The 21,025-nt window shown below is 47.4% G+C and carries 19 protein-coding genes; 11 read left to right on the top strand and 8 right to left on the bottom strand.

Features of this window, described 5'->3' with window-relative positions; translation table 11 throughout:
• Window positions 1-143 precede the first annotated feature (143 nt).
• The gene (locus SP90_RS13065) at window positions 144-1,418 is read right to left on the bottom strand and encodes an IMP cyclohydrolase (protein ID WP_066857084.1); all 1,275 of its coding nucleotides are present in this window, start codon (window positions 1,416-1,418) and stop codon (window positions 144-146) included.
• Window positions 1,419-1,641: 223 nt separating this feature from the next.
• On the opposite strand from SP90_RS13065, the gene SP90_RS13060 reads away from it, so the two are divergent.
• Complete coding sequence (locus SP90_RS13060) at window positions 1,642-2,001, top strand: hypothetical protein (protein ID WP_066857083.1); 360 nt, start codon at window positions 1,642-1,644, stop codon at window positions 1,999-2,001.
• Here SP90_RS13060 and SP90_RS13055 read toward each other — a convergent pair.
• A complete protein-coding gene (locus SP90_RS13055; protein WP_066857080.1) occupies window positions 1,921-3,528 on the bottom strand; it encodes an MltF family protein in 1,608 nt (535 codons plus the stop codon). The two genes, SP90_RS13060 and SP90_RS13055, sit on opposite strands and share 81 nt — an antisense overlap.
• Before the next feature lie 211 nt (window positions 3,529-3,739).
• On the opposite strand from SP90_RS13055, the gene SP90_RS13050 reads away from it, so the two are divergent.
• Both SP90_RS13050 and SP90_RS13045 read left to right on the top strand, forming a co-directional pair.
• On the top strand, window positions 3,740-5,020 hold the full coding sequence (locus SP90_RS13050) for an adenylosuccinate synthase (protein WP_066857078.1): 1,281 nt from the start codon (window positions 3,740-3,742) through the stop codon (window positions 5,018-5,020).
• An 18-nt stretch (window positions 5,021-5,038) separates the two neighbouring features.
• A complete protein-coding gene (locus tag SP90_RS13045) occupies window positions 5,039-5,998 on the top strand; it encodes a DNA polymerase III subunit delta' (RefSeq protein WP_066857075.1) in 960 nt (319 codons plus the stop codon).
• 62 nt (window positions 5,999-6,060) lie between these two features.
• Here SP90_RS13045 and SP90_RS13040 read toward each other — a convergent pair whose 3' ends face one another.
• From SP90_RS13040 to SP90_RS13030, 3 genes are all read right to left on the bottom strand, one after another.
• The gene (locus tag SP90_RS13040; RefSeq protein WP_066857071.1) at window positions 6,061-7,215 is read right to left on the bottom strand and encodes a glycosyltransferase family 4 protein; all 1,155 of its coding nucleotides are present in this window, start codon (window positions 7,213-7,215) and stop codon (window positions 6,061-6,063) included.
• An 87-nt stretch (window positions 7,216-7,302) separates the two neighbouring features.
• Window positions 7,303-8,208, bottom strand: a complete 906-nt coding sequence (locus SP90_RS13035; RefSeq protein ID WP_066857069.1) for a M23 family metallopeptidase — start codon at window positions 8,206-8,208, stop codon at window positions 7,303-7,305.
• A 50-nt stretch (window positions 8,209-8,258) separates the two neighbouring features.
• A complete protein-coding gene (locus SP90_RS13030; RefSeq protein WP_066857146.1) occupies window positions 8,259-9,011 on the bottom strand; it encodes a tRNA lysidine(34) synthetase in 753 nt (250 codons plus the stop codon).
• 423 nt (window positions 9,012-9,434) lie between these two features.
• Between SP90_RS13030 and SP90_RS13025 the strand changes: the two genes are divergently transcribed.
• From SP90_RS13025 to SP90_RS13005, 5 genes are all read left to right on the top strand, one after another.
• A complete protein-coding gene (locus SP90_RS13025) occupies window positions 9,435-10,748 on the top strand; it encodes a DUF4340 domain-containing protein (protein WP_066857066.1) in 1,314 nt (437 codons plus the stop codon).
• Between the two features lie 51 nt (window positions 10,749-10,799).
• Window positions 10,800-11,024 (top strand): DNA-directed RNA polymerase subunit omega, encoded by a 225-nt coding sequence (rpoZ, locus tag SP90_RS13020; protein ID WP_066857063.1) that lies wholly within the window; start codon window positions 10,800-10,802, stop codon window positions 11,022-11,024.
• Window positions 11,025-11,029: 5 nt separating this feature from the next.
• The gene (gene dnaJ / locus SP90_RS13015) at window positions 11,030-12,151 is read left to right on the top strand and encodes a molecular chaperone DnaJ (RefSeq protein WP_066857060.1); all 1,122 of its coding nucleotides are present in this window, start codon (window positions 11,030-11,032) and stop codon (window positions 12,149-12,151) included.
• Window positions 12,151-12,633: a cyclic pyranopterin monophosphate synthase MoaC gene (gene moaC / locus SP90_RS13010; protein ID WP_066857057.1), complete on the top strand. Its 483-nt coding sequence runs from the start codon at window positions 12,151-12,153 to the stop codon at window positions 12,631-12,633. The genes dnaJ and moaC overlap by 1 nt, the downstream gene beginning before the upstream one ends.
• Before the next feature lie 153 nt (window positions 12,634-12,786).
• Window positions 12,787-13,176 (top strand): Fur family transcriptional regulator, encoded by a 390-nt coding sequence (locus tag SP90_RS13005; protein ID WP_066857053.1) that lies wholly within the window; start codon window positions 12,787-12,789, stop codon window positions 13,174-13,176.
• A gap of 673 nt (window positions 13,177-13,849) precedes the next feature.
• Here the strand turns inward: SP90_RS13005 and SP90_RS13000 are convergent.
• Window positions 13,850-14,380 carry an acyl-CoA thioesterase gene (locus SP90_RS13000; RefSeq protein ID WP_066857050.1) on the bottom strand — a complete coding sequence of 177 codons (531 nt, stop codon included), beginning with the start codon at window positions 14,378-14,380 and terminating at the stop codon, window positions 13,850-13,852.
• A gap of 400 nt (window positions 14,381-14,780) precedes the next feature.
• On the opposite strand from SP90_RS13000, the gene SP90_RS12995 reads away from it, so the two are divergent.
• The 3 genes from SP90_RS12995 to aspS all read left to right on the top strand — a co-directional run bounded on the left by SP90_RS12995 (window position 14,781) and on the right by aspS (window position 18,916).
• A complete protein-coding gene (locus SP90_RS12995) occupies window positions 14,781-15,572 on the top strand; it encodes a class I SAM-dependent methyltransferase (protein WP_066857047.1) in 792 nt (263 codons plus the stop codon).
• A gap of 136 nt (window positions 15,573-15,708) precedes the next feature.
• The gene (gene hisS / locus SP90_RS12990) at window positions 15,709-16,947 is read left to right on the top strand and encodes a histidine--tRNA ligase (RefSeq protein ID WP_066857044.1); all 1,239 of its coding nucleotides are present in this window, start codon (window positions 15,709-15,711) and stop codon (window positions 16,945-16,947) included.
• Window positions 16,948-17,086: 139 nt separating this feature from the next.
• Window positions 17,087-18,916, top strand: a complete 1,830-nt coding sequence (gene aspS / locus SP90_RS12985) for an aspartate--tRNA ligase (RefSeq protein ID WP_066857041.1) — start codon at window positions 17,087-17,089, stop codon at window positions 18,914-18,916.
• A 175-nt stretch (window positions 18,917-19,091) separates the two neighbouring features.
• Here the strand turns inward: aspS and SP90_RS12980 are convergent, their stop codons facing one another.
• Together SP90_RS12980 and SP90_RS12975 are read right to left on the bottom strand one after the other, a co-directional pair.
• Window positions 19,092-19,580, bottom strand: a complete 489-nt coding sequence (locus SP90_RS12980) for a cytochrome P460 family protein (RefSeq protein ID WP_066857038.1) — start codon at window positions 19,578-19,580, stop codon at window positions 19,092-19,094.
• Between the two features lie 128 nt (window positions 19,581-19,708).
• Window positions 19,709-20,899 carry an oxygen-binding di-iron domain-containing protein gene (locus SP90_RS12975; RefSeq protein ID WP_066857035.1) on the bottom strand — a complete coding sequence of 397 codons (1,191 nt, stop codon included), beginning with the start codon at window positions 20,897-20,899 and terminating at the stop codon, window positions 19,709-19,711.
• Between the last annotated feature and the right edge of the window lie 126 nt (window positions 20,900-21,025).

The following is a 21,025-nucleotide window of genomic DNA, read 5'->3' as shown; positions in this document are numbered from 1 at the left end:
CCGGATTTTCCGGTATTCATTCTTGTGGATGCGGTGTGTGTCTCACCGTACATTGTTCAGAAAGCTTCCTTGGAAGCGAAAAAATTTGAGCAGAAACGGAATAGCTTCCCGCAGGTAACTGCACCTGCGGGAAGCTTTTTCAATTAATGCTTAAAGGAGCGCTGGGCAGTAAAGACCATAGCTACCTGTGGTGAGGCTTCGTTCACCGCTTCGATAACTTCGTGGTCACGAATAGAGCCACCCGGTTGAGCAATGGCACTTACACCGTGTGCAAGTGCTGCATCAACACCGTCGCGGAACGGGAAGAACCCGTCAGAAACCATTGCGGTTCCCATGAGTCCACCTTTTTCAGCGCGGGTGCGGGCTTCAATGTCGTCCAGAATTGCCTGTGCATCCTTGTCCTTAAGCGCTTTAAGCTTAAGTTCGTACAATGACATGCCTTGTTCTTTAAACGCAAGCATGTCTGCAAATTTGGTGTATGCTTTGTGGATGGTCAGTTCTACGCAACCGACTCTGTCCTGTTCGCCGGTGCCGATAGAAACGGTGGCCCCGTTACGGGCGAAGATGATAGAGTTGGAGGTAACACCGGCTTCTACAGCCCATGCAAAGAGGAGGTCGTCCGCTTCTTGTGCAGTCGGCTTACGCGCTGCCACTTCCACACCGTCTTTTTCTGCCGTGGCAGGGATAAAATCGTCTGCGGTGAGAATGCGGTTACGGAATGACTGCTGCATGACAATGCCGCCGTCGATAAGGCTCTTGAAGTCGAGCATAGGAACGTTAACCAGTTCTTCAAGGTGTGCCATTCCCGGAATTTCGAGAATACGGAGGTTTTTGCGTTTTTTCAGTTCATCAATAACACCTTCTTCAAACGCAGGTGCTGCAACCACCTCAAAATATGCGCTGTTGATGACTTTTGCACACGCTAGATCCATAGGCCGGTTTACAACCACAGCGCCGCCAAAGGCAGCAATACGGTCGCTCCAGAAGGCTTTTTCAAGCGCGTCAGCAACACCCTTTTCGGACCACGCAGCGCCGCAAGGGTTATTGTGTTTTAAGATGAGGGCTGCCGGTTTTGCAGTAAGGTACTGCAAAATATTAATAGCATTATCAACATCTGTCAGGTTGGTCTTGCCGGGGTGCTTGCCTGCCTGAATCATATTTTCTTCAGTCAATGCAGAAACAAGTCCTTTGCCCGGTCCACGAAACTCTACGCCACCCAGAGTAAGGGAACCTTCTGCCAGCTCATACACAGCTGCTGGCTGGTCAGGGTTTTCGCCATAGCGAAGTCCCTTTTCTTCTCCGTCAATTTCCCACGTGCGCTTGCGATACACAAGCTCTTGATCGCCCAGTTGAACTTTCATCTCGGATGGAAAAGGATCACCGAGAATAGTTTTGTACATATTCTTCAAGTCGCTCATGAGGTTTTGACTCCGCTTGTCTTATGTTAGTAGCCCGAATAAAACACAAACATGTGGTGCAGTGCCGACTTCCGTTGCCAGAATCTGGCAACAACACCCCCAGAGGCGCAAGAAAGTATCATACAGTAGCACGGGGGGCAATTTTCATTTGAAGGCAATGGCAGATTGCAGTAGTGATTCAGTAGTACCAATTTTTACATGCAGAAAGGAGCACATTGTTGCTATGGAACGCGCCCTTCGAAAATTAGCTGCACAGCTTAACGGATATGATGAAGCATCTCTCATGGACTTATGGGAAAAGTATGCTCAGAAGACAGAAGATTTTGCACCAACCCGCGAATGGGAGGAAGCTGCGCTCATCTTTTCCCTGATTCAGGCTGTGCGCTGGAAAAACCAGCTGTTCAACCATCATTGGGCTGAGTCTGAACAGGGAAATATGCACAGTCTTCCACCGCAGGCCGCTTTTGATCTTGTTGAAAAAGACTCAAAAGAACAGCTTGCATCAAACGCCGGACGTGATGGTTCCGATGCTGCTCCTAAGCTTGCCAAGGTTCTCCCCTTCCGGCCGAGAAAGGGCGACTAATCCGTTGATAAGATAGTAGTAATACCGAATGTTTTCTACATAGGTTACGGCTTCATAGCCGCGACAGTAGCCGTATCTGGTCTGAGAGTAATGTCGCTTCCAGGCCAGAAGCGGCAGAACCTCTTTAAGTTCCATCCAGGTTTTACCTGTGCCGCCGCGCTTCTGCGACAATTTGATGGCGTCGGTAATATGCCCGAATCCCTGATTGTAGGCGGCAAGTGTAAAGAACCATCTGTCCCACTCTGCCAGATCATACTCTTCGAATCTGTCCCATAACTTACGCAGGTATCTTGCCCCGCCAGTAATAGACTGGTGAGGGTCAAGGCGGTTGATACCGAGTTCTTTTGCGGTGTTCTGGGTAATCTGCATTAATCCGCGCACTCCGGTTCTGCTACGTGCGTTGTTATTGAAGTGGGATTCCTGAAAGATCACTGCTGCAAGGAGAAGAGGATCAATCTTTGTCTTCTTGCTCGCTTTTTCCATTGTTTTTACATATTTTGGCAGCTTTTTACGCAGTGCTTTTTTCAATTTTCCGATAACGTAGTAGTTCAGGTCAGCGGGAAAAAAGCCGTAATGCTTTTCTTTGAGCGCTGTCACAGTGCCGTTGGCTTCTGCGCTTTTCCAAAACTCTTCAAGATCTTTTTGCAGCCCCGCTCCGGCAAAGAACTTATTACGCCAGAACCAGCGGTAGTACTCTTTGTGTGTAGTTTGTGCACGCGGTACTACATCCAGAAAGAACGGTTGAAGCAGAGTAAAGTTGCGCACATCAATTTGTGCAGTACCGTTTTTGTCATCATCAAATGACATCAGGTGGTACATATGGAACCGGTCAAAGTCGACACAGTCCACATTTTCAAGTGCTTCCTCCGCTGAAGAAGTATTGGTGGCAACTGTTTTCGCAACAGAATCAGTTGTATCTTTATGTATGGCTTCATCGCCCAGTTTTTCTTTTGCGTACGGCGTGTGACTCGAAGGTTCACTGTCTTCCCGTGGCGAAATTGCCTGCGGGAGCGCATCGACAACAGAAGAGATGAACGTGTCGTTTTCACTATAAATCTCTTCATCTACGCCTTCCGGCATTGCTGCAAGCAGACTGGTGCACAGTGCTTGCAGCTCTTTGTTGTCGGCTTGTTTTGTATCCCTGATAGTAATCGACTGATAGTCGTCATATGCTGGCCCCGCTGTGATTTGGGAGGCGTATTCTTTGGGAACATGACCGCCGAATCCTACAAGCAGATCTGCTTCGTCATGGGCAACCAGATCCCATGCTTCTTCAGTGGTTTTTACCCGCAGGATAGATATGGTGTAGCCTTTTTCTTTGGCAAAGGCGCTTAACAGTTCGCCGTCAACGCCAAGTCCATACGGGGATACAAGAGATGAAAACTGGGAGACGTTGGGCACAACGACGCGCACTGGAGGCAGGCGATGCAGGTAGGCAATAATATCTGTGCCCAGCATCAGTGCCACTTGAGCGACGATGAGTACAAGCAGGAAAACAGCTTCCCGCGAGGTGAAAAAACGTCTCATTATGAGGTCTCCGAAAAAAGTGCTGGTGAGCATCTTTTGATTATTTTTGTTCCAATGCACTATAACAGGTATCTAATACCCCGCTACTGAAAATTTCTTTTCGAATCAATTGACGGCTGTGTAGAGAGTGTATTAAGAGAAGATGCATTTTTTGCGTTCCTTGGAAAGCCAAGGTGCTGAAAGTGCAGTTTCATTCCAGAAGGAGAGGCTAATGTCAAACGTAATCGTGATGGGCGCTCAGTGGGGAGACGAAGGCAAGGGTAAAATTGTTGACCTCCTCACCCGCGACATCGACGTAATCGTCCGCTTTCAGGGCGGCAATAACGCCGGTCATACCGTAATCGTAGGTGATAAGGAATACATCCTTCATCTCATCCCGTCAGGCATCCTGCACGAAGGCAAAAAGTGCCTCATCGGTAACGGTGTTGTTCTTGATCCGGGCGTGTTTTGGAAAGAGATTGAAGGGCTTCGTGAAAAAGGACTTGATGTAAGTCCGGAGCGCTTGAAGATCAGTAAAAAAACGCATCTCATCATGCCGTACCACTGTGCGCTTGATGGTGCTCGTGAAGATCATAAATCCGCTGATAACAAAATTGGTACAACCGGTCGTGGTATCGGTCCATGCTATGAAGATAAGGCAGCACGCATCGGCATTCGTGCCGGAGACCTTGCTGACCATGCTCTTCTGCGCACTAAGATCGAAGCTGCATTGGTTGAAAAGAACGCATTGTTCACTTCCCTCTATGGTCGTGAAGCTGTTTCCGTTGACGCAGTATTCGAAGAAGTTGTGGCAGCAGGTGATTGTCTTGTGCCATACCTTGCCGATGTTACTGGTGAAATCTGGGAAGCATTCGACTCTGGTAAGAACGTGATGTTTGAGGGTGCCCAAGGTATTCACCTCGATATCGACCACGGTACTTACCCGTTCGTAACCTCTTCCAATACTGTTGCAGGTAACGCATCTGCCGGTGCTGGCATTCCAGCAAACCGTCTCGATCGTATTATTGCAATCGTTAAAGCGTACACAACCCGCGTTGGTGCAGGTCCGTTCCCGACTGAACTCTTTGATGAAGACGGTAGCTACTTGCAGGAAAAAGGCCACGAATTCGGTGCAACCACCGGTCGTCGCCGTCGCTGTGGCTGGCTTGACCTTGTAGTTCTTGGTGAAACAGCACGCCTTAACGGTCCTACTGATATTGCTCTTACCAAGCTTGACGTTCTTAGCGGAATGAAAGAAATTAAAATTTGTACCGCTTATGAATACAAAGGTGAGCGTGTTTCCATTATTCCTCAGGAGCAGGGCGCTCTTGGCGAATGCACTCCGATTTACGAATCCGTACCGGGGTGGGATGAAGACATCACTAAAGCGACTGCATGGGAAGATCTTCCAGAAAACTGTCAGAAGTACATTGAACGCATCGAAGACCTCACAGGTGTACGCGTAAGCATCATCTCTGTCGGTCCTGAACGCGATCAGACCATCATGCGCTAAACTACCGGAGGTAACGGTTTGGGTACGTCAAAAGACCAATCAACCCAGTCCGCTCTGGAGCCTCATGATATTATAGCCCCGTCTCTGGATGCTCGTCATGCCAGAGTGCGGGGCTTTATTGAGCAGCTCGCAGAAGACCCGCCACAAGTTGTTTTGTTCGAAGGTGGAACCACCGAAGAACGGGAAGCTGTGGCTCTTTACTGGGCTGCACGAATAAACTGCCTTAATTCTCCTGCCCCCTGCATGGATTGCAGTTCCTGCAGGCAGATGATTAACAAATCATCCCGCGATCTCTTTTTCTTTGACGGACGTGCAGGTTCCATCGGCTACGATGGTGAGCCTAATAATACCGGAACCATTAAAATTGAATGGATTCGTGAGTTGCGTTCAGTGCTTGGAGAACCTCCGCGTTCAGAAAAGAAGCGTGTTGTTGTGCTTTTTGAAGCACAGTCTTTGAGTATTGCCTCAGCAAATGCGTTGCTGAAATCTCTTGAAGAGCCCCGTCCAAATACAAGCTTTTTGCTTCTTGCGCCTCAGCGGGAACGTCTGTTGCCGACGCTCGTGTCGCGCAGTTGGGTGGTAACGCTTGCATGGCCTATAGGTGAGTCCGACTCCCCGCTTTCTGACGAAGTGCGTGAATGGGCAGACTTGCTTGCAACGTTCATGGTTGAAGGCACTGGTCTGCTTGCCAAAACTGGTACGCGCGGGGCATTGGATGCGACGCTTGCCATGCAGCTTGTTGTGCATTGTCAGCATGAATTGACAAATGCCATTACAGGCAGGAAAGCCGGTGAGCTGGCAAGGTTATTTGCCCAGCTTGATATGGGACGCCAGCGCAAGCTCGATGAGGTGCTGAGTGAATGTCAGGATTCGCTGAATGCGCTTGTTGCTGCGCCGCTAGTCATTGATTGGCTCGGAACAAAGCTCTACCTGTTGGCAAAATTCGCTTCTAAAACAAGCGGGCGTGCTATCCGTTAATTGCTAGCGCTCTGCCTGATATGCTTTTCGACGGGCAAGATCCCTTTATAGGTATTCAATGGTTACCGTAGACAGGTTGAAGCGCCTTCGGGGGCAAATACCTTTTCTTTGAGAAATTGTATGGTTTCTTCAAAGTGTTTGCGATCAGTGCATTCCACGAACCGCTTTCTGTTGATTTCAAGCCAATGTGAACCGTATTGCGGGTTCTTGGTGAATCGCTCGATTTCGTCTGCAAAAAATCGCGGGTTTGGTTTATCTGGAATAACAAATTCGGTGTTCTCTGGGTCTGCAAGTTCCATTGCGCCCACCCCCTTGCTGGCAAGAACTGGTGTGCCGCAAACAACTGCTTCAAGGATGATGAGACCGAACTCTTCAAGGGGGCCTGCGTGTATCATAAGGTCAAGCCCGTGGTAGAGTTTGTGGACTTCGGGGGTGGCTGGCAGGATGTGCGTTTGTTCTGCAAGCCCTAGTTTTTCTGCTTCTTGTACGTATTTTCTTTTATTCTTTTCTTTTCCCACGATAACTATGGCGATTTTGTCTCTGCTTTCTTGCGGGACAAGCGAGATGGCTTTGAAGAGCGTGTTAATGCCGCGTTTTTTGAAGTCACCTGACGTAATCAAGCCAATGACTTTCTTGTCTTCAGCAATGTTGAGTTGTTTTCGCAGGGCGATTCTATCTTCTTCCCTGTGATCGAGGGAAAATTGCTCAGGAGAGTAGCCAGGATAGATGACGACTATTTTATCGGGAGAAATGTCGTACCTCGTGATGAGGTCGTTTTTCATCAGGTGGGAGTTGGCAATAATGAATTTGAAATTATGTGCTGAAAGAAATGCGTTATGAAGCCGGTGTACACTACCCTGTTTAGCATCAATTCCGTCAAGGCGTTCTGAGGCAAGATGGACGCAGTTATGCATGCTGATGATGTCCGAGTTCAGGTTTTCTCCCTGACCCCATACAATGTCCGGCTTTATTACTGCTGCAGTCAGGTCTACAAACTTGGAAAAGATAAGGCGTCTGGAATACTTGCTCAGCTTGATTTTAGGGACAAGTATGGCTTTTGCGCCAGCTTCGACCACCAGCTCTTTGTCGCATTTTTCACTGATAGTCCATACGGTGTGCCCTGCGTTAGTCAGGTACTTGATATTTGCCAGAATAATTCTGGAAGAGCCTGTATTTCCGAGGATATTTTGCGATGCGATCAGGATAGTGCATTTCATAAAATGAAACGTACTCTGAACGATCTGGGAAGGTGATTAGAAAAAAAATAAAGGGGAAACAGATACTTCTGCTTCCCCTGATGATGCTTAGTTCAGAATAAATTTCTTAGGGTTAAGTGCGACGCCGTTTAGCTTAACTTCATAGTGAAGATGAGGCCCTGTGGAGCGTCCTGTGTTACCCATGTATGCGATCAATTCTCCGCGTTTTACCTTCTGACCTTTCTTGACTACGTAGCGGTTCAGGTGGGCGTATCGTGTGATAACGCCAGCGCCGTGGTTGATCATCAGGTTGACGCCGTATCCGCCACCAGTGCCTGTAAAGGAAACACGTCCATTGGCAGTGGCATACACAGGAGTGCCGATGCGGTTGGCGATGTCGATACCTTTGTGGAAGTCTTTACGACCTGTAAATGGTGATCGACGCGGGCCGAACGGTGACGCCACCCAGCCTTCAGTAGGCCAGATAGATGGCGTTGCGGCAAGCAGGCGCTGGTTTTTGCGGAATGTCTGAATCAGTTCCTGCTGGTTCACTTCTTCCAGTCTGACCTCTGTGTTGAGGTCTTTAATGAAGCTGTGAATTTTTCGGGCGAGGAGTTCCTGCCTGTGAATCGGCAGGTAGTTGTCAGTAAAATCTTTTGTTTTGGCTCCACCTACTGCAGAGGCTGTGTCACCCTGATCTTTATCAAGGTTGATCATGATGCGCAGTTTTGTGTCGAACTGCTGCACGCGTTGCAGATCTTTTTGAACAATGCGCAGTTTGTCTACCATGCTCAGGATTTGACTGTTCTGTTCAAAAATTGTTTTTTCAGAGTCAGCGAGGTTTTGCGCAAGGGTTTGGGACTGATGGTAGTACTTCCACAGGTAAATATTACCAGCGGATAGTGCTAGAATAAGAACCAGTATACACGCAAAAAACCAGCCGCGCAGACTTACTTTCTTGCAGTGTCCCTGATTGTCCTTGAAGACAACAACGTGGTAGCGATTTAACAGCATAGTATCTGTGTGTGCTCTGAAAGTTAGGGTGAAAAAAATAATTTTCGAAGTTACTTCGCTTTAGAGTCAAGTGTCAAGCCAAGTTGCCATCTGCTCAGGCCGTTAAAAACGTTTTGCTTCAAGTTTTTATACTTGCCGGCCAGCTCCCAAAAGTCGTCCATGACGTCTTTTCTGCGGGAATCAAACGCTGAAGGGCACGGATTGTCCCACAATGGGAGTTCCCATTGCTTTACGCATTTTCTGATGATGTCTTTTTTGACCATGAGCAGTGGACGTATAATAGTTAGATCGCCATTAAAGAAATCTTCTTTAATTGACATTCCACGAACACTGCCTCCTTCATATAGGTTCATGAGGAAGGTTCCGACAAGATCATCTGCATTGTGTCCGAATGCAAGATGGGTCAGTCCGTACTGTTTGCAGAGTTCGAAAAGCCTCGTCCGGCGCTTCATTGCACAGTAAAAACAGGGTGAGTTGTTTTTATTAACGTCTGAATGTGCATCAGGCCCGTCGGTTGTCGTTTCAATATGATACGGAATTCCGTGTTTGATCAGCCACGGAGCCAGAGGTGCATGGCATGTGTTGTCAAAGCCGGGATTGATGTGCAGTGCCATCATCTCGAATGTGAACGGGACGATTTTCTGGCGGTGGAGAAGGGTTTTCATGAGAACCCAACTGTCCATGCCGCCGGACATGGCAATGCCGATGCGTGCGCCCGGGTGGATCATCTCGGTTTGCTGCATCAGTTTGCCTGCGCTGCCGATACATTGCTTCTGTGCGTAGCTTAATTTTTCTTTAGCCATGTATGCTCCTGACGCTGCCTTCGGCATGTTGTGCATGGTGCCGTGCTGTGCGGGCAGCGTTTTTGTCAGTTTTACCTCTGAACAGGCGCAACTAAGGTGTGCGAAGTGTTCCGGGGTGTCACTGGCATTAGCAGTGCGGGCATTGTCGCGCAAGTACGTTTTTGCAGATTTGAAGCTGTTGCGTGACTGCAAATTGCAAAAGCGTATTAGATGACGGGTAGCTATTGAGGAAGATTGAAATATTGTTGCTATTCTTGACAGACATTATTGCGGGAAGTATACTGCAAAGCTTGCCGGATAGTCTGCATTTTTTTTATTGCTGAGTTCAGCAGGGAGTTCCTGCACGTGCAGACAGGCTTATTTTGGTGATGATGGCGGACGCGCCAGGCGTTATCATTAAATTATACCGTCGAACGGTTGTTTATGAAAAGAACAGTACTAGTAGCAATTGCTCTGCTCCTCCTTTCTGCCGGAGTTGTAGCAGGAGTTCAAAAATATCAGCGCACAAGTACGACGCGCGTGAGCAATGCTTCTTGGTTTACACAATCGTCCGAGGTTGTAGAGAAGATTGATCTGATAAATAACAGCGGCCATTTTTCTTTTATACGGGAAAAAGGACGCTGGTTTGTTTTGTTTAACGGAAAAAAATGTCTTGCACGGCAGGATGTTCTGGACAATCTCCTCACCAAAATGCGTGAAACTCCGCCACAGAATTGTGGTGATGTTGCGCCGCACAAGATACTTGAACACGGTCTGGACAATCCTAAGATACGAATTACGTTGTCTGGAACAGACCTGTGGCATTTAGGTGTAGGTGCCCTTTCAAAAAGCCGTGATGCCTATTATGGTAGAAAAGGCAACGGACAGGTGTGTATGGTTCCTTTGGAATATGTGTACATGCTTGCCCAGCCGGTAGCAAATTTTATTGATTCCAGACTGCTTGCTATTCCTTCTGACCGGATTACAAAAATTCGTATGCAGGGTGACGAGACAGGGACATGGGAAATTGAGCGCACTGATGATGGTTTTGTTTTCTCCTATCCTGAAGCGTTAATGAAACACGCCGTAAACCAGAATTCAGCTGATCTTTTTATTCATACGCTCGTAAATGGTGGAGCGTCCTGCGAAACTGCCGCAGTCCTCGTTGGTGCTGTTGCTGATTTTGCAATCTCTGTCTGGCAGGATGGTGTTTCCGAACCTACATCACTTGTTGTGTTTAAACGTGATGGAGCTAAAGGGCCATACAAGGCAAAGGATAGTCGTCAGCCTGACCCGGTTGAGCTTTCGCCTCAACTGGTCAAGCAGTTGAAAGTGACTGCATTTGCTTTGCAGGAAAAACCGATTTTTACCGTGAATGTCAGTGAGGCCGTTGAGCAGAAGCTGACACGCATTGACGGAAAACAAGTACAGAATATTACCATCAGGAAAACTGCTGAAGGGTGGGTGGACAACCTTACCAATCAGGAGCTTACCGGAATGGATTTATTTATATGGCGACTTGGACAGATGCAGTATCGCAGGTTGCCGGTGCGTAACAGGCCAGAGAGTGCTCTGTTGTCGCTGAGTTGGAACATCTATGCTGCGGATGGTGTTCCACTTGTAGAATTGTATTTCTATACCGACCCGAAGCTTCCGGAAGGGGTTTGCTGGGTTAGGTTGCAAAGGGAAAGCGTGTGGTACCCCGTATCAAGCAGTTTATTGCATGATCTGCGGGCACGTCTTCCTTTTAATCAGTAACATTTTTGTTGAAAAAACGGCTAAGCCGCATTCATACATAAGGAGTCCTCAATGGCCCGTATTACAGTAGAAGACTGTCAGGAACGTGTAGACAACCGTTTCCTTCTCGTGCAGATGGCAATTAAACGTGTTCAGCAGTTCCGTGAAGGTTACGAGCCCCTCGTCGATAGCAAAAACAAAGAAGTAGTAACTGCGCTTCGTGAGATTGCTGCCGGCAAGGTGCTTGCTGACGGTGTTGATATGAAAATCGGTTACGAACAGGATGACGCTGAATAGTTCCTATGAGCCAGAGAGATTATTACGAGGTACTCGGGGTTTCCCGATCTGCCTCTGCAGACGAAATTAAACGGGCTTACCGCAAAAAAGCTATGGAGTTCCATCCGGATAGAAATCCGGATAATCCGGAAGCTGAACAGAAATTCAAAGAAGCCTCTGAGGCGTATGAAGTTCTGCATGATGCGGAAAAGCGTAGCCGTTACGATCAGTTTGGCCATGCCGGTGTCGACGGCAACGGTTTTGGCGGGTTTAACAGTGCAGAAGATATCTTCGGTTCATTCGGAGATATTTTTGGTGATTTCTTCGGCTTTAATATGGGCGGCGGCTCTCGTGGTCCCCGTGCTCAGGCCGGTGCAGACCTGCGTTACAATCTGACAGTTTCTTTCCGTCAGGCTGCGCATGGTGATGAAGTTACCCTGAAAATTCCTAAGAACGTTGTCTGTGATGAATGTGACGGTTCCGGAGCTGCTCCGGGTACTTCGCCTGAAACATGTAATCACTGTCACGGTACTGGACAGGTGCGCCAGAGTCAGGGGCCTTTCTCTATTTCCCGCCCTTGTCCGGTGTGTAGCGGTTCCGGTCAGATTATTCCGAACCCTTGTCCTAAATGTCGCGGTGTCGGCATTGTAAAGGAAACCAAGGAGCTGCAGGTTAAAGTTCCTGCCGGTGTTGATACTGGTAACCGTCTGCGTCTGCGTGCAGAAGGTGAGCCGGGCATTCACGGTGGCCCTCCGGGTGACTTGTATGTTGTTCTTACCGTTGAGGAAGATAAAACATTCAGTCGTCAGGGGCATCACCTGATTCTGACTAAAGAAATTTCTTTTGTTCAAGCTGCGCTTGGTGACAAAATTGAAGTTCCGACTCTTGATGAGCTTATCACTATGGATATTCCAAAAGGAACCCAGAGTGGTGAAGTCTTCCGTATGAAAGGGTATGGGTTGCCAAACCTTGGGTACGGTGCACAGCAGGGTGATCTGATGGTTGAGATCATCGTTAAGACTCCTACTAAGCTCTCAAAACGTCAGGAAGAATTGCTGCAGGAATTTGCCGCTCTTGAAGAAGAGAAGCCACTTTCCAAAGTAAAGAAGATGTTCAAAAAGGCCGGAAAAGCAATGGGGGTTGATTAATGGATGAGAAGAGTTTTTCCCACATGGATACGGATGGTTCCATAACTATGGTGGATGTCGGCGATAAAGACGACACTCGCCGAACCGCAATTGTACGGACTGTGGTTGAAGTCTCTTCTAATACCCTTGATCTGCTTCTTCGTCAGGCTTTGCCTAAGGGTGATGTTCTGACAACCGCCAAAGTAGCCGGTATTCAGGCTGCTAAGCGGACATGGGAACTTATTCCCTTGTGCCATCCGCTCTTTTTGAGTTACGTTGACGTACGTTTTTCAATAGATGAAGCACAGAATGCTATTGAGATTGAAGCTGAAGCCAGAACCACATCCCAGACGGGAGTGGAGATGGAGGCGTTAATGGCAGCGCAGACAGCAGCCATGACAATCTACGATATGTGCAAAGCTGTGCAGAAAGATATTATCATCCGCGATTGCAGGCTTGTATATAAGGCAGGCGGCAAGAGTGGCGTGTTTCAGTCCGAATAGTTGTACTGGACACAGGACAAAGAGAAAAAGCCCTTACATAATGTGAGGGCTTTTTCTTTTGCATTTTAGTCAGTTGAAATAAAATTTTTGGGTGTTGACAACATATCGATAAGTCGATACTAAAAACTATTACTAATAACAGGGGGTGCACGTATGGCTGTACAGACACGTATGACCAAGCAGCGCAAGGTTATCCTTGAAGAGCTGTGTAAGGTCACTACACATCCAACAGCAGATGAAGTGTACGACATGGTCAGACAGCGGTTGCCGCGCATTAGTCTGGGCACAGTGTACCGTAACCTTGATGTGCTTGCAGAGAGTGGAGATATTCTTAAACTCGAACATGCAGGATCACAGAAACGGTTTGACGGTAATACGAATCCTCATGCTCATGTTCGTTGTAGCATTTGCGGTAAGGTGGGCGACGTGATGAACGCTGAATACATCGCTTCCGCCCGGGGTGCTGAGGCTCCCGGCTTTACTATTCATGCTGCATATATTGAGTTTGAAGGCGTATGTGACGCTTGCCAGACACACAATTAATGCACATTTTCCGCGGGGTGGGTGAATTTGTCATCTGCCCTTTGCCATGAACTGGAAAAACGGATGAGGGGTTATACTCTTTATCCGTTTTTTTAGTTTTGCAGTCTGGTGCAACTGTTATTGTAATGTTTCTGGACAGGTAATTATACTGTTTTATTCGGAATTAAGATTTGGTGTCTTTGTGGTGAAGTCCGGTGCGCTTTTTATAAAACAAAACTGCCTATAACTACGGATGATTAACAGAAAATACATGTTGTAATAGGGCGGAATGGCGTAGGATTGTAAAGAAACACTAATCTATGTCGATAAGATATAAATGGGGGCAATGGGTAATAAGCAGTAGAAGGGGGATTCTACTTATTGTGCATCTAGTTGCTCTACATGGTAGGGGGGGCTACTTGTCCGGGTGCAGATGCACAACATAGCGTAGCTTATATAAACCCATGCCCCCTAAACAAGGCGGCGATTTTGCCTTGTTCATATCATTTCTTTGTTCAAAAAGAGTAACAGAGTATCCCTGCTCGGCAGGAATAATCCCTGTTGTGATGTCGGGGCTGTTTAACAGTTTGCGACTAGTGCGGTAAGCAGGCATCAACCCTTTATGGGAGTGTCAGTTATTTGTCTTTTACTGCAGGGTGCTTTTTTGCCTTAGTGGAAGAAGCAAAAAACACCGCTAAAATACCTCTTCCGGGCTGTAGATAGGGCTTTGCTCCATTTGATCCTGGGTCATTTTTTCCCGTTTTCGTTCAGCCTTCCTTGCAGCTCGTCGCAGCGCAGCTTCTTGCAATCTTCGTTCCTGAGTTTGAGTCTCAATTACAAGAGGTGGGATGGTTGTCGGCTTTTTATCAGTATCCATTGCCACAAACGTTAAGTACGCAGATGCAACGTGGCGGATGTTTCCTGTAAGCAGGTTTTCAGATTCTACCCGAACCCCTACTTCCATGGATTTTGATCCCACAAAGTTGACGCAGGATTTTAAAACCATAAGCTCTCCCACGTGTACAGGTGCCTTAAATTCCATGCGGTCTATAGAGGCAGTTACTACTGTGCATCCTCTTGCATGACGCATGGCGCAAACTGCTCCTGCGAGATCGATATGCTTTAAAATTACACCACCGTGTACATTACCAGCTGCATTTGTATCGCCCGGTAACGCTCGGTGAGTCATGAGTGTTTCGCTGCTGGTTACGCTCCGACCTTCCATAGAGTCTCCCTGCCCAGAATAACTGGGTTCTATATCTTTCATTACGTGTTGCGGCAATACATCTACCTAATATTGCTTTATTTCTAAGTAGAGTCATAATGTTGGAAAATGAAATATGCAAGAGAATCTGTAGAGGCTGCATGCCTTCTTTACGGCAGTATACCTTTTCTTTGCAATGCAGACGATAGGGTTAGTGTTACAAAGATATCCTTCTTCCTGTGCCGTTTTTTTACAGAAAGATGGCGGTTGGTTGGTATATAGGTGGCGACTGGTTTGAGTACCAGTTTGTGGTTGCTTGCGGAGGGAGAGTTCGAGTACTATTTTTGAGCTGATTGAGCAGAGGTTGTTTTTGCTTGGTATATCCTGAGATGCATACTTTTTTGCAACAAGGTGATCTGACATGACAATTTGGGCTGATGAAAAACTTGTGAATGAATACCGTCGATGGGCAGAGTCTCCGGCAGGCGTGCTTGCGTTGCGCTCAAAGATGAAGCTCGTGGCTGACTTGATTTCCGGCTGGCCTAGACGCGGCAGACGGTTTCTTGAGGTTGGCTGTGCAACAGGGCTTGTCACCGAGATGTTTTATCATGCCGGCTTTGATGTTACAGGGCTGGACTGCTCTCCTCTTATGCTTGAAGCAGCCAGAGACTTACTTGGATGTCGTGCAGAGTTTTTTTTAGGAAGAGCAGAACACCTGCCGTTTGATGATAATCAGTTTGACTACGTTGGCGTTGGCTCTGTTCTCGAATTTGTAGACGATCCTGAAGCAGTTATTGCAGAGTCGCTACGGGTTGCTTCCGGTGGCGTTATTGTGACTGCGTATTCAAAGTGGTCGCTATACTACTTGTTCCGCAACTGGTCTGTCGAGGTGTACGGTAAGCACAGGAACTGGCTCAGTCCTCTCACGCTTGACCGTATGGTGCGCAATCAGGCTGCCTCTGGTGTGCTAACGCGCCGTTCTGTATTGCTTGGTCCTGTGAGCACATGGAAGGATGCGCCTGTGTATAACTGGCTTAATTCGAGTGTGGTTCCATACGGTGTGGGCGCACTTTCCGGCATCTGCATAGATAACAATGAGGCAGGAATGACAATTCCTCTGATGGTTAAAAAATGTGGTGCAAAACCTGCAATTATGAATGCTTGTCGCACTAATATTGCTGCCAGAAACTCTTCTTCTGCTTTTGACAAGTAAGCGACTTTAGACTACTCAAAGCTGTTTCGGCACAATTTTGCCGACACAGCTTTTTTTATGTGCAAACGGCATCTCTGATTTGCTGCAATGCAGGGTGTGCAGCACATTGAAAAAAATACAATTTTTAGGAACCGGCATGAGTAAAGTAAAAAGAATTAAAGGTTTTGCGGATATGTTCTCTCCGGAGAGCGACACCTTTACCTTTATGGAAACTGTTGCACGCGAAGTTTTTGGCAGTTTTGGGTACAAAGAACTGCGTACGCCTATTCTTGAGCGTACAGAGCTTTTTAAACGCTCTATTGGCGATGAAACAGACGTTGTACAGAAAGAAATGTACACTTTTGATGACCGTAAAGGTCGTTCTCTTACTATGCGTCCGGAAGCAACCGCAGGTGTTATGCGTGCATACATTGAAGGCAATGTGAACGCATCAGAGCAGATTTCCAAGCTTTTCACCTTCGGCCCTATGTTCCGGTACGAGCGTCCGCAAAAAGGACGTATGCGCCAGTTCCATCAAATCAACTGTGAGTGCCTTGGCCCTGATGAGCCGCATGCAGACGCAGAAGTTATCCTTATGCTTATGACGTTCCTTACCAAAATTGGTCTTAAGGAGCTTGTGCTTGAGGTTAACTCTCTTGGTTGTCGTGAGTGCCGTCCGCAGTACAATGAAGCATTGCGCAGCTTTCTTGCTAATCTGAATAAAGAAGAGCTTTGCGAAGACTGCCGTCGCCGTATGGATACCAATCCGCTTCGCGTACTGGACTGTAAGGTTCCTGGTTGTAAAGCATTGACTGAAAGTGCTCCGACAATCATCGAACACACTTGTGAGACTTGCCGTACTCACCATGATAAGGTGCTTTCAACACTGCGTACCGCAGATGTTCCGTTTATACAGAATGACCGTCTTGTACGCGGCCTTGACTACTACAACCGCACAACCTTTGAGGTTGTTTCCAACGCTATCGGTTCGCAGAGTTCCGTAGCGGGTGGCGGACGCTACGACGGGCTGATTAAGCAGCTCGGCGGTGCAGATGTTCCGGGTATCGGCTTTGCCTGCGGCATGGAGCGTCTTGCGCTTATGCTCGGAGAGCGCGAAGTTGTGCAGCCTGATTTCTACATTGCAGTGCTTGACGAAAATGGCCTTGAAGATGGCCTGATGCTTGCACAGACATTGCGTCTTGCCGGAAAGACCGGTGATGTAAGTTTTGCCTCCAAATCCATGAAGGCGCAGATGCGTCAAGCCGGTAAAAAGGGCGCTCGTAAAGCTCTTATCCTTGGCGGAGACGAACTTGCAGCGAAAACTGTTGTAGTCAAAGATATGGAAACCGGTGAGCAAACCACAGTTTCCCAGTCTGAACTTATTGAGCATATTTAATATAGTCAGAAGCAGATTTTACCCGGCCGGAACGTTTGATCCGGCCGTATTTTCCGCACTCTGATAACACCAATCGTGTAGAACCCCTAACCGTTGGACAGCCTAGCTGTCTTTACTACATTTTTTAAAGGAAACGAGAATGAGCGATCAAAATCTGGATATTCAGCAGGACCATCAGCAGTACATCGAGCCTCTTAACGGGTGGGTTCGCACCCATAATTGCTGCGAGCTGAATGCCAATAATATCGGCTCAGAAGTATGCCTGATGGGTTGGGTGCAGTTCCGTCGCGATCATGGTGGCCTGATTTTTATCGACCTTCGTGACCGCAGAGGCCTTACTCAGGTAGTATTCAGCCCTGACGTGAACAAAGAAGCACACAAACTCGCACATATCCTGCGTACTGAATATGTTGTTGCTGTTAAAGGTGAAGTGCGTCATCGCCCTGAGGGGATGACAAACACCGGCATGGTGACTGGTGAAGTTGAAGTGTACGTAACAGAGTGGAAGCTGCTTAACACTGCGAAAACCACTCCGTTCCAGATTGAAGATCGTGTGGAAGCATCTGAGAACCTGCGTCTCGAATACCGTTACCTTGATCTTCGTCGTCCTAAGCTTGCAAATAACTTCATCATCCGTAACCGCGCTGCACAGTCTATCCGCCGTTACCTTGATGAGCTGGATTTCCTCGAAGTGGAAACTCCGTGTCTTACCAAGTCTACACCGGAAGGCGCACGTGACTTCCTCGTGCCGAGCCGTGTGAATCAGGGCGAATTCTACGCTCTGCCACAGTCTCCACAGATTTTTAAGCAGCTCCTTATGGCTGCCGGTATGGATCGTTACTACCAGATCGTTCGTTGTTTCCGTGACGAAGACCTTCGTGCTGACCGTCAGCCTGAATTTACTCAGGTTGATATCGAAATGAGCTTTGCGGACGAAAAGCAGGTTCAGACAATGGCGGAAGGCCTCGTAGGGCGCGTGTTTAAAGATTGTCTCGACGTTGAGGTTCCAAGCACCTTCCCGCGTATGACATACGATCAGGCAATTGAAGAGTACGGTCTTGATAAGCCGGATACCCGTTTTGATCTGCGTCTTAAAAACGTAAGTCATGTTGTAAAAGACTCAGGCTTCCGTCTTTTCTCCACCGCAGAGCTTGTTAAAGCTATGCGTGTACCGGGTGGCGCTGTGCTTTCCCGTAAAGAGATCGATCAGTACACTGAGTTCGTAAAAATTTACGGTGCTCAGGGTCTTGCATGGATCAAGATCAAAGAAGATGAATGGCAGTCTCCTATTGCGAAATTCCTCTCTGATGAAGAGCGTAAAGGCCTTACAGAAGAGCTTGGTCTCGAAGTTGGCGATATCGTATTCTTCCAGGCTGGCCCTGCAGAGATTGTTAACAACGCGCTCGGTTACCTGCGTATCGAAGTTGCTAAACGTTTTGATCTTATTCCTGAGAATACCTACAACTTCCTGTGGGTAACTGACTTCCCTCTCTTCGAGTACGATGCAGACGAAAAACGCTACGTAGCGTGTCACCACCCGTTCACCGCTGCTCAGGATGGTGAAGAGAACGTGATGGTAACAGATCCTGCAAATGCTAAAGCACGTGCGTACGACCTCGTACTGAACGGTAGCGAAGTTGGTGGTGGTTCTATCCGTATGCATAACCGTGAGCGTCAGGAAGAAATGTTCTCTGCACTTGGTTTCTCCAAAGAAGAAGCAGAAGAACAGTTCGGCTTCCTCATGGAAGCATTTGAATACGGCGCACCTCCTCACGGTGGTATCGCATTCGGTCTTGATCGCCTTGTTATGATCCTGACTAACTCTGCTTCTATCCGCGACGTTATTGCCTTCCCTAAAACTCAGAAGGCGACTTGCCTGCTCACAAACGCACCATCTGCTGTTTCTAATAACCAGCTTCGTGATTTGAGCCTGCGTCTGCGCGAAATTAAAACAGAATCTGCTGAATAAGTTTTTTCAGCGCTATAGAATGCTAAAAGGCAGAAACGTAGTGATGCGGCTACGTTTCTGCCTTTTTGTTTACTGTGGGCCAGCGCCGCAGCAAACGAGGGAGTTTGCCTGCTCCGGTTGGGGGCTTGGAGCAGCAGGAGTGGAAAGCTGGAGAACTATTACACGAGTTGCGTAATCACCACTTATGGATGAACGTGTAATCATCAAATGCCATGCTGACGTGACACTCAACACAGCTTTTGATTTTACCTTCTTCCAGAACTTTTCCACTCGGCTCATACGTTGCCCAGAACCAGTCTCCGGCGGACGGAGCATAGCCGGGGCGTTTTTGCATGAGGTTTATGGTAAGGAGTGTTTTTCCATCATTTTCGTAGTTTTCCATGATGACTATGGAGCCTTTTCTGCCTGTGTAGGTAGAGCCGGTCGCGATGTCATTTGCATAAATTTTCACCAATGGGCCGTGAGGCGGGGCAGCTTGCAGTAATCCTTCGGCGTCATCAAATTGATCCCACTTAGAGTAATTGTCTTTTAGTTTAATGAATTGCCAAAGTTCTGCTGCACTTGTTGCTGGAGGTGTTTTTTGGTTAACAGGTCGAAATAAAGAGCAAGCTGTAAAAAGAAAAATTATTGTACTAATGCAAACAACAGTCAGAAATCGTTTCATAATCTTCCTCCGGCAATGTCAATAAGACTAAATGTTGTATATCCTAAGGCAAGTGTAATGGGTCTTATTACTTGTTGATTTTAGGTTTATATGTCTTATAAATCATATTTTTCTATTTTTTTGTAAAATTAAAAGACTAAAGAAGCGAACTCCACTCCAAATTGCAGTGCATCGTGCCGCTGGTCTGCATTCATTCGCCAATTAATGCGGAATCCTTCATCGACGGTCTCAAAACCGGCATCAATCAACTCTGAAAGCATAAGCTTTGCTGCTTCGCCGCTCCATCCGTAGGAAGTGAACGCACTGGCTTTTTTGCCTGTGAATTTTAGTCCCCTAAATTCTTCAAGTATGGCGGCAAGGCTTGCCAGCGGGCCTTTATTGAACGTTGGAGAACCAAGAAGTACAGCTTTTGAGCGGAAAACTTCAGTAATGATGTCATTTTTATCTGCTTTTGCTGCATGAAAGAGTTTTACGTGTGTTGCCGGGCTATGCTGTAAGATGCCTGCTGCAATTGTTTCCGCCATTACCTTGGTTGAGTTGTACATTGTGTCATAAATAATTGTTATCTGGTCTTCCTGATACGCATCAGACCACCGCAAATATTGCTCAATAATTTGTTCAGGATTGTCACGCCACAAGATACCGTGACTGGTGGCAATAAGATTTACCGGAAGGTCTGTTGCAAGAAATTCTTGAATGCGGTTTGTAATAACTGGGGAAAACGGTGTGAGAATATTAGCGTAGTACTTGATTGCTTCTTCGTAGAGCGTGCATTGGTCAGCCAGATCATTGAAAAGCAGTTCATGTGCGTAGTGCTGCCCGAATGCGTCATTGGAAAACAGGACGTTCTGGCCGGAAAGGTGGGTCATCATGGAGTCTGGCCAATGTACCATGGGAACCGGAAAGAATGTGAGGGTGTTTTCGCCCAGGCTCAGTGTGTCTCCGCTGGTTACTGTGCGGAAGTCCCAGTCCTGATGGTAGTGTCCTGAAAGCGACAGTGTTGCCTGTTTTGTGCAGTAAATCGGTGTGTCCGGTATATATTTCATTAAGGCTGGTAGTGCGCCGCTATGATCCGGTTCTGCGTGATTACAGATGATGTAGTCGATCTGCTCTAAATCAATCTCACGTCTGAGGTTGGTTACAAACTCATCAGCATATGGTTCCCATACAGTATCAATAAGAGCGGTTTTTTCATCTTCGATAAGATAGGCGTTGTATGAAGTACCCTTATGCGTGGAATATTCTTTTCCGTGTGCTGTGCGGATTTCCCAGTCTATTTTTCCGACCCATGAGATGTTGTCAGTAATTTTTTTGCGCATGTCTTTCTCCTGCGTACGTATGATTGCAGAAGAGTGTAGCATGGTTACATGGCTGCATGTTTGATATTTGCTGTATTACGAGGATGATAGGTGGCCTCCGACGGCTGGGTGAAACCTTTCTACAGA

It is taken from the genome of Halodesulfovibrio spirochaetisodalis, from assembly GCF_001672295.1.
In the GTDB taxonomy this organism is placed as follows: Bacteria; Desulfobacterota; Desulfovibrionia; order Desulfovibrionales; family Desulfovibrionaceae; genus Halodesulfovibrio; species Halodesulfovibrio spirochaetisodalis.
Note: the sequence above shows the minus strand (reverse complement) of the source record. Positions and strands in the feature narration are given on the sequence as shown.